The organism is Escherichia sp. WS1451, assembly GCF_046487365.1.
GTDB lineage: Bacteria > Pseudomonadota > Gammaproteobacteria > Enterobacterales > Enterobacteriaceae > Escherichia > Escherichia coli.
In genome coordinates, this window is the sequence record NZ_JBJQJP010000030.1 from 26,471 (window position 1) to 41,606 (window position 15,136).

At 52.7% G+C, this 15,136-nt stretch carries 11 protein-coding genes and 2 pseudogenes; all 13 read left to right on the forward strand.

The window, feature by feature from the left end; all coding sequences use genetic code 11:
- The first annotated feature begins 142 nt into the window (after positions 1-142).
- Positions 143-4,009: a type VI secretion system membrane subunit TssM gene (tssM, locus tag ACJHX7_RS23840; protein WP_062864333.1), complete on the forward strand. Its 3,867-nt coding sequence runs from the start codon at positions 143-145 to the stop codon at positions 4,007-4,009.
- A gap of 246 nt (positions 4,010-4,255) precedes the next feature.
- Positions 4,256-4,951 carry a Rap1a/Tai family immunity protein gene (locus ACJHX7_RS23845; RefSeq protein ID WP_094030463.1) on the forward strand — a complete coding sequence of 232 codons (696 nt, stop codon included), beginning with the start codon at positions 4,256-4,258 and terminating at the stop codon, positions 4,949-4,951.
- Entirely contained in the window at positions 4,948-5,424 is a 477-nt protein-coding gene (locus tag ACJHX7_RS23850) for a T6SS effector amidase Tae4 family protein (protein WP_042106405.1), read from the forward strand. The genes ACJHX7_RS23845 and ACJHX7_RS23850 overlap by 4 nt, the downstream gene beginning before the upstream one ends.
- A gap of 188 nt (positions 5,425-5,612) precedes the next feature.
- Positions 5,613-6,413, forward strand: coding sequence for a TagF domain-containing protein (locus tag ACJHX7_RS23855; RefSeq protein ID WP_094030462.1), 801 nt, complete (start codon positions 5,613-5,615; stop codon positions 6,411-6,413).
- Between the two features lie 152 nt (positions 6,414-6,565).
- Positions 6,566-7,300 (forward strand): hypothetical protein, encoded by a 735-nt coding sequence (locus ACJHX7_RS23860; RefSeq protein WP_042106403.1) that lies wholly within the window; start codon positions 6,566-6,568, stop codon positions 7,298-7,300.
- The gene (locus ACJHX7_RS23865; RefSeq protein ID WP_052431198.1) at positions 7,297-7,668 is read left to right on the forward strand and encodes a hypothetical protein; all 372 of its coding nucleotides are present in this window, start codon (positions 7,297-7,299) and stop codon (positions 7,666-7,668) included. The genes ACJHX7_RS23860 and ACJHX7_RS23865 overlap by 4 nt, the downstream gene beginning before the upstream one ends.
- 24 nt (positions 7,669-7,692) lie before the next feature.
- Positions 7,693-8,466, forward strand: a pseudogene (locus ACJHX7_RS23870) (phage late control D family protein); the annotation flags it as partial.
- Positions 8,467-8,538: pseudogene (locus ACJHX7_RS23875) on the forward strand (hypothetical protein); the annotation flags it as partial. It abuts the pseudogene before it with no gap.
- Between the two features lie 141 nt (positions 8,539-8,679).
- A complete protein-coding gene (locus tag ACJHX7_RS23880; protein ID WP_172837113.1) occupies positions 8,680-9,381 on the forward strand; it encodes a hypothetical protein in 702 nt (233 codons plus the stop codon).
- Entirely contained in the window at positions 9,378-9,764 is a 387-nt protein-coding gene (locus ACJHX7_RS23885) for a hypothetical protein (protein ID WP_094030461.1), read from the forward strand. The genes ACJHX7_RS23880 and ACJHX7_RS23885 overlap by 4 nt, the downstream gene beginning before the upstream one ends.
- A 24-nt stretch (positions 9,765-9,788) precedes the next feature.
- A complete protein-coding gene (locus ACJHX7_RS23890) occupies positions 9,789-12,002 on the forward strand; it encodes a type VI secretion system Vgr family protein (RefSeq protein ID WP_094030460.1) in 2,214 nt (737 codons plus the stop codon).
- A 24-nt stretch (positions 12,003-12,026) separates the two neighbouring features.
- Complete coding sequence (locus tag ACJHX7_RS23895) at positions 12,027-12,470, forward strand: DcrB-related protein (protein WP_094030459.1); 444 nt, start codon at positions 12,027-12,029, stop codon at positions 12,468-12,470.
- Between the two features lie 20 nt (positions 12,471-12,490).
- Positions 12,491-15,136, forward strand: a 2,646-nt coding sequence (locus tag ACJHX7_RS23900) for a DUF6531 domain-containing protein (RefSeq protein ID WP_410231714.1), incomplete at its 3' end; no start/stop codon positions are given.

Here is a 15,136-nt window from a genome sequence, read left to right on the forward strand (position 1 = left end):
ATAAAATGATGCTGCGAAATTTTATTTTTCAGGTTTAGTGATGTTTCGGATCGCCATCTATTTTTTTGTGCTGAATCGGGAAAACATTTTCAGCTTGTGGCCTTTTATTGTTGATGATTACAATGTGGAGTTCTGAACAATAATGCAAAAATTTCTCAGTCTGCTGTTTTCCCGCCGCGCGCTGGCTGTTGTCGGCGTGGCGGTACTGGCGCTGCTGGTCTGGTTTATCGGGCCGCTGGTGGCGTTTGACACCGTGCATCCGCTCGCGTCTGTGGGAAGTCGGGTAGTCACCATCGTTCTGTTACTGATGTTCCTCGCACTGTGGCTGGTTAACTGGTCGATGAGCATCATTGGCGTGACGGTTCTGTGCCTGGTCATCGGTTTTGTTTCACCCCTGCTGTCCCTCGGTGATGTTCATCCATTTGCGCCGCTGTGGCTGCGTCTGACGCTTATCGGTCTGATCCTGCTGACGTATGCGCTGTATGGCCTGTACCGGCTGTGGCGGGCGCTGCGTCTGGATGAACAACTGCTGCGCCGTTTCCTGCATCCGCGTGGGGAAGACGTACCGGTGGAGGGGGAAATTAAAGCCGACCTGCGTACCGTCAGCCATATTGTCAACCGCGCCATCCGGCAACTGAAACAACTGCGTGTGGATCTTCCTGGCTGGCGAAAAGTCCTGGAAGGTAAGCGTTTTCTGTACGAGCTGCCGTGGTTTATGGTTATCGGCAGCCCCGGCGATGGTAAAACCACCGCGCTGCTTAACACCGGGCTACAGTTTCCGCTGGCGGAACAAATGGAGCAAACCGCGCATATTCTCACCGTGCCGGGCGGCGGCACGCTGCACTGCGACTGGTGGTTTACCAACGAAGCAGTGCTTATTGACACCGCCGGGCGCTATGCTCGCCACGATGACGGTGGCGAAATCAGTGCGACCCAGCGCAACGCCGGGGAGTGGCAGGGGTTTCTGGGACTGCTGCGTAAACACCGCCCCGGCGCACCGCTCAACGGCGTGATCCTGACGCTGAACGTGGCGGATCTGACCGCGCAGTCCCCGGCGGAACGGCTGGCTGCCTGTGCAGCTCTGCGTGCGCGGCTGGCGGAACTGCGGGAGACGCTGGGCATTCGTTTTCCGGTCTATCTGGTTGTCACCAAGATGGATCTGCTGCCGGGCTTTACGGAGTATTTCCGTGGGTTGACCAGTCACCTGCGAGCCCAGGTCTGGGGCTTCACCCTGCCTTACAGCCGCAGGCGTCACGCCAGCGATCCGCAGTCGCTGCATGCGCTCTGTGGCCGGGAACTGGCAAACCTGACACAGCGGCTGGATCAGGGGCTGGATACCCGGTTGCAGGAAGAATATGACCTTAAAAGCCGTCAGCGGCTCTACCGCTTCCCGCGTGAATTTGCCGCGCTGGGTGCGCCGCTGCTGGAAGCTATTGAACAGATTTTCCTCGATTCAAAATTTGATGCTACCCAGCTTAACAACACCCTGCGCGGCGTATTTTTCACCAGTGCCGCGCAGGCGCAGGCAGACGCGGTGGCCGATCAGACGGGCATCTGGCAGCGTTTTGTCCGGGCGATCAAAGGGAAGGCGGATTCCCCATCCCATACCCTGCCGGACGGCAACCGCAGCTATTTCCTGCACGATCTACTGACGCAGTTTATCTTCCGCGAAGCGCACCTGGTGGAGCCGAATCTTCAATGGGCCTGGCGTTATCGCCTGCTGCGTACCGGCGGGCATCTGCTGGTATTGGCGCTGGCTTTCTGGTTGTGGCAGGGAATGCAGGGTAGCCAGCAGGGTAACAGCGGTTATCTGAATGAAATCGCCAGCCGGACGACCCAACTGGATGGTGATGTCAAAGCCTATACCGGAAAACCTGCTATGCAGCCTGTTCCGGCCCTGCTGAACCAGGCGCGGGCGCTCTCTGCCTGGCCGGGGCTGGACCCGGACTCGCCGCCGCTGGCCTGGCGTTATGGTCTTTACAGCGTCCCGCCGGTGATGGAGAGTGTCGCATCCCTGTATGACCGCCTGCTGGACCAGCTACTGCTCCCTCCGCTGGTGAAACGAATGGAATACGTGCTTTCAGATGCGATTGCGCGTCAGGACAGCAAAGCCGCCTATGACGCCCTGCATGTTTATCTGCTGCTGAACCTCGATAAGGACCACGAGGACAAATACAACGCGGCGGAGATCCACGCCTGGGTGCTGAACGATCTGGACAACCGCGACAGCGTAGCGGAGTTTGGCGGTCGCGCAGCCGTGCTGGAGCATATTGACGCCCTGTTTGACGGCAGCCGCGTGGTGCATTCGCCCTGGGAAAAAGATGAGGGGCTGATCCGCCAGGCGCGGGCCTTCCTTGACGGCCATACCAGCACTGAGCGTATCTACACTCGAGCCCTGGCTTCCATGGAGAGCGAAGCACCGCAGGAGTTTTCGCTGGTTCGCGCTGTGGGCGCGGATGCGGGAACAGTTTTTGTCCGCACGGATGGCGCGCCGCTGGACAGGGGCGTGCCCGGCATCTTCACCCGCGAAGGCTACCGGGAACTGTTCGACAAACGGCTGTCGGAGTTTGTCGCCGCCGCATCAGCGGACGACGCCTGGGTGATGGGCCGGGAAAGTGCGCAAAAAAAAACGACTGATATTGTGATGAGCCAGTTGCCGGGGCAGGAACTCCCGGTTACCCGTGAGGTACGTCGTCTGTACCTGGCTGAATATGCTCGCCGATGGCAGGATTTTCTGGCAAGCATTCACAGCATCAACAGCGCCGGGGAGGACGGTAGCCCTGGACTAGCGTATGACCTTCAGGTGCTGCGTACTCTGGCCTCGCCGGATTCCCCGCTGATGCGCCTGAGTAAAGCGGTGGTGGAGCAGACCACGCTGGTGCCGCCGCTGGATGCGCAGGCCAGACAAAAGCAGATGGCCCAGCGCGCGCAGGACCGGCTCTCCGGCAATGCGGGAAAAGCGGTGCAGACGGCGAAGCTGTTGCAGGACATTCACCCGGAAGAGCGGCTGGAAAAATCACTGGTGGATGACCGTTTCGCCGCCCTGCGGGAAGTGGTTTCCGGGCAGACGGACAGCGGGCAGGGCGGCGGCGTGCCGCAATTAAATTCGCTGCTGACGATGCTCAATGAGTACTACACCCAGCTCACTATTGCCGACAGTGCGCTGGCTGCGAGCACTCTGCCGGGGCGCATTTCTGCGGCGGATAAACTGCAACTGGAGGCGGCAAAACTGCCCGCGCCGCTGAAAAATATTCTGCTGGATCTCACGCAGCAGGGAACGCGAAAAATCAACGCCGGCACCGGTGAAGTGCTGAACGCGCAGATGGAGGCGGTGATCGGTGATGAGTGCCGCGACGCCATCGACGGGCGCTACCCCTTCACCGACAGCCCGCAGGAGGTCAGCGCGGACGATTTTAACCGTATCTTTGCCAGCGGCGGCGTGCTGGATGCCTTCTGGACGAAGCAACTGGCCCCACTGGCGGATACCGCCAGCAACCCGTGGCGCTACAAACCGACCGAAGGCAACATGACCTTACAGGGTCCAGACCTGACGCCGTTTCAGGAGGCGAAACAGATCCGCAGCGTGTTTTTTAACGGCGACGGAGGGAAAAAGTTCTCATGGGCGATGCAGGTCCGCGTCGTGGATATGGACCCGGCCATCACCGAACTGGTGATTGACATTGACGGCCAGGTACTGCGTTACGCTCACGGCCCGGTCAGGCCGCTGAAAGTGAACTGGCCGGGTCCGCGCAACGGCTCAATGGCGGAAATAACCGCCAGCCCGCGCATCCGCCAGGACACCTCGACGCTGCTGACTAATGGACCGTGGGCGCTGTTTCACCTGCTGGATGCGGGAAAAGCGCAAGAAACGGCGGTACGGGGAACACAGCAGGTGGAGTACAGCTTTGACGGGCGGCGGGTGATACTGGAAATCACCGCCGGACGGGATTTTGACCCAGTGGATCGCGGACTATTACAACGCTTCGCCTGCCCGGAGCGAGCGCTGTGATACGCCGGGCGGCGGCAGTATCGTTGGCAGACTACCGGACCCATGTGACTATGCTAAAGGCTGCATTCACGGATGTCTTGACGTGGAGTTGTATGCTAAAACAGGCCGTTGCACCAGGTGAGCAAAAAGGCACCATTAATGTCACTTATATACTGAGATGGCAGGGCAACGACGCAACAAAACTATAAACTTTCTTAAACCGACGTTATAGCGACCATCCTACTACCGTGATTCTGGAAGCATGATATGCAACAATATACGCGTTTTTTTATTATTTTTTTGTTATATGCCATGTCAGGAAATGTTTTTGCTGATATCAGAAAAAACACAGGAACTATTGACCCCGATTATATTAATCTCAGTGCGCAGGAATTTTTGTCATTTTATGCTCGTGGAACGTCACAGGAAAAAGAAAATGTTCTGATGTATGTCCTTGGTGTGAGTGATGCGACAGAAAGTAAAACCTGGTGTGGATATAATAAGATTAATGAAATAGAACTTTATTCATCGGTACTGACATATCTTAATCAGCAGTCGGTTAACGATATGAATATGCGAGCTTCAACTCTGATTGAACAAGCGATGGTCAGGCTGTTTCCCTGCCCGGATATGGCATCACCGGAAAAAAAATCTCCCCGGCATTCATCTGTTTCACACCTGACCTCTGGCGCGTTCGATCTGAACGGAGATGATTTTTTCCGCTTCTGGCAGTCAGATAACAGGCAGGATAGGCTTAATGCGAAAATCTATCTTTTGGGTATAGAAGATGCCACGGAAAGAAAAACATGGTGCGATTATAAAACGATTAAAACAGTTACACTGGATGAGATTATTTACTGGTATTTCAGAAAAAAAACGTCAGATAAACTGAATGAACGGGCTGCAAATATTATTATTGAGGCACTAAGTAAACACTCCTGTGATAAAGGAAATAATAAATGAAACCTTCATTTTTCACACTTAAAAAAAACCATTACTCATCAGTTCAGATTGATGGTGATGTTTTGTACAGTGAAGTGGGTTATAACTATGAAGCACTGCAACAGCAAAATGCTGGTTATGTAAATACCTGTGCCACACGTATGAGTCTGGCGCTGATTAAATCAGGCGTCAGCTTTAACGGGCGACTGACGATCAAAAGTGGTGACTGGAAAGGGAAGAAAATAGAAACCGGTGCGAAATTACTGGCAGATCAGCTTTCCCGAGCTGATGTTTTTGGAAGACCAGTTATCTGGTGTGACTCAGAAAAATTTAAAACAGACACCAGTAATAAAAGAGGAGTGGTCTTTTTCTGGAAAATTACGGGTTACGGTGGCGGTCATATAGATCTTATTGAGCCTTCTACCACAGGTGCTATATGTCATTCACATTGCTATTTTAGCTGCAAGGAAATCTGGTTCTGGGAACTGAATTAACAATTTTATTGGAAGCTGATTCCTGTTCTCTTTGTTGGGGGGATGCCTGAGCGATTTTATTATAAATGCTCTGATTCCTGTGGAAGAAAATTAATCCTGATATCTGACTTTATTATTGAAATGAAGAATTATGTTCTGTATTACCGGGAATTGCTGAAAAACTTCACCTGTCCGGTAAGGACGTTGTGATGCGCCGGGCAGAGATATCGGCCCCGGCGATGTTCGGCAGACTGCCGGACCAGCGGGACTATGTGCGCTGGCGAGTGAGCGCGAACGAAGGGCAGGTGTGGCAGGCGTGGCTGAACCAGCAAACGTGGCTGGGACAGGGACGGCATATTGTTCTGCCGGAAGGAACGGATGCTGCGAAGGCCGGAACAAATGACGGCTGGATGCACCTGTCACCACGTGAGAAAACGGCACTACCGGAGCACCACCCATTGCCGTGGAGTTTTGTGCTGTCGCCGGGATTTCTCCCCATTGGCGGGCGCGATGAGTGGCTGACCGGGGTCCTGACCGCCTCGCGTGACAGTACGGGCAGGCCGTGGCCACTGGTGATTTACCAGCGTGTCGGGCGGGAATGGCTGGAAGAGAGCCTGGATGACACACAGGGCTGGCTGTACTGGCTGGCGCAGTTGACGGCAGCTCATGTCTCACCACAGACAGAACGCTGCGGTCGACTGGCGGAGCAGACAGACCAGCTCTGGGCGATGTGGCGACCGGGGCCGCGCTGGGCGCAGTGGCTACGCGGCTTACGACGTGTACCGCAGCGTAGCCGGGAACTCACCGGCCTGCCGGACGTGCCGGTAGTGGAACTGCCCGGTGTGCGCCACCTGCCGTGGCCGGGCTGGCCGGACAAAATGCTGACGCAGGCGCAGCAGGGGCAGGGCTGGTTGTGGCAGCAGAACAGCGAGGGGCGGTATGTGGATGCGCTGCGGTTGGAAAAAAATAATCTACCCACGAATGCTGAGAATAGCTATACAAAAATATGACGATAAACGTGTAGATGGGGAAACAAATATCCCCATGAACTTCAAGTTGATTGCTATCTGTTGACTTCAGGCTACCCTTGGTCCCGTCTGCGTTGGTGGGTAAGCAAGCATCTTCAGGTTTATTGGATATATAGCAATATAAGGAGGTGAACATGGGTGACTCTCATGATGAGGCTATTCAGCAGGCATACGATGCTTATGACGACTTAATGCTGGATAAACGATATATCAGGGACAATGATGCCTGGGGAGATTTAAGAATTGACCGTGAAAATGGTGCAATCTCATTGTTGCTGAGATGGAAATATAATTGGATAAAAAGATGGGATGCAAAAACTGACTGGACAGATTTGGAGAAAAATGCCTTTCATGGGAAAGTTATTTTTGTCATTAATCAAACATGGAATAATAAGATTTTTTTATCCGTTTCTGGGAAGTCTGAGTTTGCCAGTAAGTTTAATGGTAAGGATTTATCTTTCTCAATAGAAATAATTCAGACTGATCGTCATGGGTATTGGGATGTGGTGGTGTTTAAAATTGATAATGATGATCCAAATAGTTTTCGACAGAGTTCCATTGTCTGGAATAGTCGATACGTTGAACTTGACTCTAAAGATATAGTTGCAGCAGCTAAATGTCTTGGCTCATCAAAAGTTTGCCATGAGCAAATAGGGCTGTCTCACGAGCTTGGGCATATTATTGGATATCTTGCTGATGAATACTATAGTGATGATGCAGATAAAGCAACTACACCATTCTCCGGGGACGCCAGTGCGTTAATGAATATTGGTATGGAACTGCGCTCTCGTTATATGAGAAATGTCATTGAGCGGTTAAATAGAATGGTTCCGGGTTCTAATTTTTTTGTGAAAAGCGTAAAAAAATGAAACTAATATACGCTGTGATAATTTTTTTGATAGTGGGTGGGGCGAAAAATAGCATGTCTGATATTCCTGGGCATGCTTATCTGAATGCGAGTGGTGTGTATAATGGAGTTGAAGAGAATGTTCTATTAAATAACTATGGTCAGCCAGCGTATGAATTTATAAAGCCTCGTTATAAATTTGTCGGTGAGTATTATATAGAAATTGAAAACACCTATCGCTCAACGAATACTGAATTCAGAAATATTCCCATCAAAGAAATGTTTTGGCATTTGCGGGGGGATTTAAATCTGACATGTTTTTTTCATTATAAAGATGGACAGTGGCGGGTTATTTCTTATTTTTTCTGGCAGCCGGGCGCTAAATTCTAATCCGATATTAAAGGAATAAATATCATGAGTTTTGTATCTACGGGTAACAAACCAGCTGGAAACGGTGGACCCGTCATCACCACACCACCAATAGCTGGCGAAAGTGGCGGTATGAGCACAGGTTCAGCCGTAACCGATGTATCTGGTGCCGCCGAGGAGATGGCAGAACAGGCAGCGGCGGACCTGTTTGGTGCGTTGCCGGAACCGTCAGGTCTGGTTAAAGCCGCAGTAGCTGCTGCGCAGGCTGCCGCTGCAGCAGCAGGGATCTCGGATATGGCTGGTGCAGTTCAGGATGCGGCGGCGTCGCTTGCTGCCGGTGGTCCGGGGGCGCATAACGTCACAGTAAGTGGTAGTGCGGTGCCGCCGCAGCTGCTTTTGTTTGCAGGCATGAATGGTTCGGAAGGGCTTGGAAACCTGTTTTCCTACACAGTACAGCTTAAAACCCCGGATACCCTGAACCTCGGATATGTCTCCCCCGCCGCCAACCTGCCGCTCAAGCCGATGGTGGGCAAAGACCTGTGCGTCAGTATCGAACTGGACGGCGGCGGCAAACGGCATATCAGCGGGCTGGTGACAGCGGCGCGGGTGGTGGGCCATGAGGGCCGCTCGGTAACGTATGAATTACGCCTTGAGCCGTGGCTGAAACTGCTGACCCATACCAGCGACTACAAATCGTTCCAGAACAAAACCGTGGTGGATATTCTCGATGAAGTACTGGATGAATATTTCTTTCCGGTGGAAAAGCGTCTGGTGGAAAATTATCCCCCCCGCGCCTGGCAGGTGCAGTACGGCGAAACCAAGGCAGGGTTAAGACGTAAGATGATAAAAGCAGCCATGGACAGAAACTACCTCGCGTCAGTCCTTGCGGGGCGGGCTTTCGTAATCTTGCCCTGCAGTGAAGGACGGTATGTGGATGCGCTGCGGCTGAAGGGGCAATACTCGTAATATATAAAATAATATTTTTCCAGATAATATTTTCGATACAAACAATTAGTATTTAATGAGAGTAAAATGACCAAGCTTAAATATGATGAGAATAGTTTGCTGGCCGAATACTATGAAAAAACAAATATTGATGGCGATATCATTATACATAAGGATGGTAGGAGGGCGTATTTATTAAATCAAAATACTGGTTCGATTACGGCTGTGATAAGATGGAAGTATGAGTGGTATAAAGATAATACCGTTACAGATGACTGGGCTATATGGGAAAAAGCTATTTTTATGCGAGCGATATATTTATCTGTTCAGCAGGCATGGAATGGGAAAATAACTTATTCTGTTTCCGGTGAATCTGAGTTCGCTAAAAAATTTCAGGGTAAAGCTTTGCCTTTTGATGTAAGAATAATTTCTGCATCTCAGAATGAAGATTGGTTGGTTATTGCAACAAATGTTTTGTCTGGTGCTGATTTAAGAACATATGTTGATTTTAAAAACAGTACGGTTCATGTTGATTCAGCGGACCTGGAAAAAGTGGCGAAATGTATTAACTGTAATAATACGTTGCAAGTAAATATGCCTCATGAAGCCGGACATGTACTTGGTTACTTAGATGATGATTATGATTCTTCGTCTCCGTATGTTGGAGATATTAGTGGGTTGATGAATGTGGGAATGGAGCTTCGGGAACGATACCTTAAAAACGCAACTATAATGTTGAATGTCATAATGCCTGAAACTAAATTTACTTTATTGAATGTAACCAAATGAAATTTTTCTGTATTATAGTGATTTTCCTTTCAATAACTTACATAACTACAGTGAATGTTTTCTCGCCTTCTGCAGTTGCTCAATCCACCAAATATTATGAAGAAAATGATATACATGATGGAAGTAATGACATCTTTTTTATGAAGAAATATGGGCCGCCTGCTCATGAGTTCGTGAGGCCACGATATAAATTTGTTGGTGAGTATTATATCGGCTTGAATCAAACTTATCGCATAACAGATCCTGAATTTCAAAATGTTCCTATTAAGGAAATGTTCTGGAATTTGCAGGGGGATTTGAATCTGACATGTTGGTTTCATTATAAAGACGGGCAATGGAGAGTGATTACTTATATTTTTTGGCCACCAGGGGCTAGATTTTAATCCGGTATTAAAGGAGCAAATATCATGAGTTTTGTCTCTACGGGTAATAAACCAGTTGGAAACAGTGGACCCGTCATCACTACACCACCAATAGCTGGCGAAAGTGGCGGTATGAGCACAGATTCAGCCGTAACCGATGTATCTGGTGCCGCCGAGGAGATGGCAGAACAGGCAGCGGCGGACCTGTTTGGTGCGTTGCCGGAACCGTCAGGTCTGGTTAAAGCCGCAGTAGCTGCTGCGCAGGCTGCCGCTGCAGCAGCAGGGATCTCGGATATGGCTGGTGCAGTTCAGGATGCGGCGGCGTCGCTTGCTGCCGGTGGTCCGGGGGCGCATAACGTCACAGTAAGTGGTAGTGCGGTGCCGCCGCAGCTGCTTTTGTTTGCAGGCATGAATGGTTCGGAAGGGCTTGGAAACCTGTTTTCCTACACAGTACAGCTTAAAACCCCGGATACCCTGAACCTCGGATATGTCTCCCCCGCCGCAAACCTGCCGCTCAAGCCGATGGTGGGCAAAGACCTGTGCGTCAACATTGAACTGGACGGTGGCGGAAAACGGTATATCAGCGGGCTGGTGACGGCGGCGAGGGTGGTCGGCCATGAGGGCCGTTCGGTAACGTATGAATTACGCATTGAGCCATGGCTGAAGCTGCTGACCCATACCAGCGACTACAAAGCATTCCAGAATAAAACCGTGGTGGATATTCTCGATGAAGTACTGGATGAATATTCCTTTCCGGTGGAAAAGCGGCTGGTGGAAAATTATCCGCCCCGCACCTGGCAGGTGCAGTACGGTGAAACGGATTTTGATTTCATCCAGCGCCTGATGCAGGAGTGGGGAATTTACTGGTGGTTTGAGCACAGCGAGAACAACCATACGCTGGTGCTGGCGGATGCCATCAATGGTCATAAAGCGTGCCCTGACTCGCCACTGGTGGAGTGGCACCAGGAAGGGCTGAAACTGGACAAGGAATTTATCCACACCATTACGGCCAGTGAGAGGCTACGTACTGGAAAGTGGGTGATGGACGATTTTGATTTTATGAAGCCTCGTTCGCTGCTTAAAAGTACCGTGGCTAGTCCGCGTGATACCGGTCATGCTGAATACGAGCATTATGAATGGCCTGGTGATTACTTCACTACGGGCGAAGGTGAGATGCTGACGCGCATTCGTATGGAAGCGCAGCGCAGCCCCGGCAGCCGGGTTGGCGGGGCGGGGAATATCCGCACCCTCATGACGGGTTACACTTTTACGCTGATTAATCATCCAACGGCAGAAATCAATCAGGAATACCTGCTGGTACAGACCACGCTATTTTTACGGGATAACGCGCAGCACAGCGGCCAGGATCAGCATTTTACCTATGTCACCACGTTTGAACTGCATCCCACCTGCGAAGTCTACCGCCCGCAGCGAACGCTGAGCAAACCCCACACTAAAGGCCCGCAGAGCGCCATCGTCACCGGCCCGGCGGGGCAGGAAATCTGGACGGATAAATATGGCCGGGTGAAGGTGCAGTTTGGCTGGGATCGCTACGGAAAGAATGACGAAAACAGCTCCTGCTGGATCCGAGTGAGCTACCCGTGGGCAGGGAAAGGATTCGGCATGATCCAGATCCCGCGTATTGGTCAGGAAGTGCTGGTGGATTTCAAAAACGGCGACCCGGATTTACCCATCATCGTGGGGCGCACCTATAACCAGGACACCATGCCGCCCTGGGGGCTGCCGGGCATGGCGTCGCAGAGTGGGATATTCAGCCACTCATTGCAGGGAGGGCCGACTAACGGAAACATGCTGCGCTTCGATGACAAAACGGGTGCGGAAGAGGTGAAGTTCCATGCGGAAAAAGACCTGAATACCACGGTAAAAAACAATGAAACCCACACGATCATGGTCGATCGCACAAAAACCATTGTCAAAAATGAAACCATCAGCGTGGGAGAAGATCGCAATGCCACCATCACAAAAAATGATGGTCTTTCCGTCAAACTAGCTCAAACCATCAATGTCGGGACGACCTATCGTCTGGATGTTGGCGATCAATTAACTCTTCGCTGCGGCAATGCAGCGCTTGTATTACACAAGGATGGCTCGATTGAGTTTTGTGGAAAACAACTTTTACTTCACACCAGCGATGTTATGCAACTCATTGGCAGTGGCATTGATATGAATCCAGATGGCGGCACAGCCATGACTGCGAATGATATTGCCCCGTTACCTTCCCCGGACGTTTCTGAATAAAAAAATATAAAAGGAATTTTTTCTATGACCAGCCTTTACCATATTCAGGAGGGCTGCTTTACCCTGCCTGAAACTTTTCTTGATCGTACCGTCAATATTTTCGTCCCGGCGAGTAATGAGCGGGCCTCCCCCAGTCTGAATATTTCCCGTGACACTCTCAAACCCGATGAAAACCTGACCACCTATATTGACCGCCAGATAGTCTTGATGAAAAAAAACCTGGGCCAGCACCGGGTACTTTCGCGGGGAACGGCACTGGCGGGAACTGGCGAAGCTGCCATGACAGGTGAACAGATTCTCGCAACTCATCGTTCTGGAAACACAGAAGTGTACCAGCGTCAGGCCGGGTTTATCTCCGGGCCCGGAAAGGTACTGGTGTTGACGCTGACCAGTCAGTGTCCTTTTGATGAGCACTCTGACCAGCTATGGACTGCCTGGTTGACCAGTTTTCAGCCTGCTAAAAGTTAAAACAACATGGAGGTGTTGTCATGTATGAAGCCGCACGGGTGGATGACCCTATCTACCACACCAGCGCTCTCGCCGGGTTTTTGATTGGGGCTATCATTGGCATTGCCATTATTGCCGTTGCCGCCTTTGCCTTTTTTACCTGTGGTTTTTTTGCCGGTCTGGTGCTGGGTTTTCTTGCTGACCAGATAGCGTCCGGAGTCCTTCAACTGGGGGAAGCCATCGGGCGCTCGATACACTCCACCGCGGGAAAAATTCTGACCGGCTCTCCCAATGTCAGCACCAACAGCCGACCTGCTGCCCGCGCCGTACTGAGTACGGTGATATGCGAAGACCATTCTCCGGAAATCCGTATCGCCCAGGGTTCCTGCAATATCTACATCAACAGCCAGCCCGCCGCCCGTAAGGATGACCACACCGAATGTGATGCAGTGATTGAGGACGGTTCTCCCAATGTCTTTCTCGGCGGCGGTACGCAGACGGTACTGGAAATCAGCCCGGAAATCCCTGACTGGCTGCGTCAGGTGGTGGATGTGCTGTTTGTGGTTGCCGGAATGGTTGGCGGACTTGCCGGAGCCGCACGCCAGGCGGCAAAGCAGGGGACAAAATTCGGCACCAAATGTGCGGCCAAATTTATTGGTGGCGAAATAACCGGGATGGCCGTTTCCGAGGTCGCTATGGGGTTGTTCAGCAACCCAGTGGATGTCACTACCGGGCAAAAAATCCTGCTGCCGGAAACGGACTTCACCCTGCCGGGACGGCTGCCCGTCACCTGTTCGCGCTTCTATGCCAGCCACCTGGAAACTGAAGGATTACTGGGCAGAGGATGGCGGCTGAACTGGGAGATAAACCTGCGTGAGGATGAAACATTTATCACCTTCATCGGTGTACAGGGACGGGAACTGAGTTATCCGAAAGCAATGCTGACGCCGGGCCACCAGATATTCGATCCGGAAGAGCAATTTTATCTGAGCCGCCTGCATGACGGGCGCTATGTGCTGCATTACACCGACCGCAGCTACTACGTGTTTGATGAGTTTGATGACCACGGCGTCGCACCGTTACTTTTTATGGAAACACCGTACCGGCAGCGAATTGCTTTCGGGCGTGAGAACGGCAGGCTGGTGCGGGTAGCCTCCAGCAGCGGACACCATCTGTTATTGCACCGCACGATGACGCCAGCGGGGGAACGCCTGTCGCATATTGAACTTGTGAAGGGCGGGCGTCCCGGCAACCTGGTGGAATATCGTTACGACGATAACGGGCAACTGACCAGCGTGGTGAACGGGGCAGGTATGACGGTACGCCAGTTTGCCTGGGAAAATGGCCTGATGACAGAGCACCGCAACGCGACGGGCTTTACCTGTACCTACCGCTGGGAAGAGATTGAAGGTTTCCCCCGCGTGGTGGAACACACGACCAGCGACGGCGAGCATTACCGCTTTCAGTACGATTTTGCGGGCGGGCAGACGGTGGTAACCGGCAGGCCGGAGCAGAAGTGGCAGTGGTGGTTTGATGAAGAGACGTATGTGACCGCGCACCGGACGCCGGGCGGCGGACTGTACCGCTTCACGTACAACGAAAACCATTTCCCGGTCGCCGTGGAACTCCCCGGCGAACGCAGGGTAACGCTGGAATACGACACTCTGAGCCGGGTGGTGAAAGAGACGGACGCGGCAGGGCGGGTGACACAGACGCAGTGGAACGGCAGCTTTGCTGAAATCACACGCCGGGCGCTGGATGACGACCACGTATGGAAGGCGGATTACAACGAACACGGCCAGGTAATACGGGAGACGGACCCGGAAGGGCGCATCACGCGCTACGGGTATGATGAACAGGGGCTGGCGGTCAGCCGCACGGATGCGCGGGGCGGCGAGGCTGCGCTGGTGCACGATGCGCGCGGCCAGCTGAGGCGTTACACCGACTGTTCAGGGCGCGCCACGGACTATGAATACGATGAGGGCGGCAACCTGACGGCGGTGACGGACGCGGAAGGGAAAACGGTACGTATCCGCTATAACCGTCTGGGGCTGCCGGAGACGGTAAATCATCCCGGTAAACAGCAGGACCGTTACACCTGGAACGCGCTGGGGTTACTGAGCAGCCACCGTCGCATCACGGGTAGTGTGCAGTCCTGGCAGTATACGCCGCGCGGGCTGCTGGCGCTCCACGTAGATGAAGAGAAACGGGAGACGCGCTGGCATTATACCGCGGAGGGATGGATTGCCAGTCTGAGCAACGGCAACGGAGCGCTTTACCGGTTCAGTCACGATGCGGACGGACGGCTGACGGGAGAACAGCGCCCGGACGGTCTGATACGGATGTTTGTGCTGAATGCGGGCGGGTTCCCGGTCATCATCCAGACGCAGGGTACAGAAGGCGGGGTGCGTAATGAGCGGCAGGAGCGTGATGCGCTGGGCCGCCTGCTGCGCAGTGACACGCAGCACAGTACACGGACCTTCAGCTACAACCGTCTTGACCAGATAACGGAAGTGACGCTCACCCCGACGAAAGAAGGGGAACGGCTGCACTACATGCAGGCGGACACGGTGCGTTTTGCGTATGACCGCAGCGGCTGGCTGACGGCAGAGCACAGCGTGCACGGCAGCATAAAATATCAGCGTGACGCCCTGGGCAATCCCACCGACATCACGTTACCGGACGGG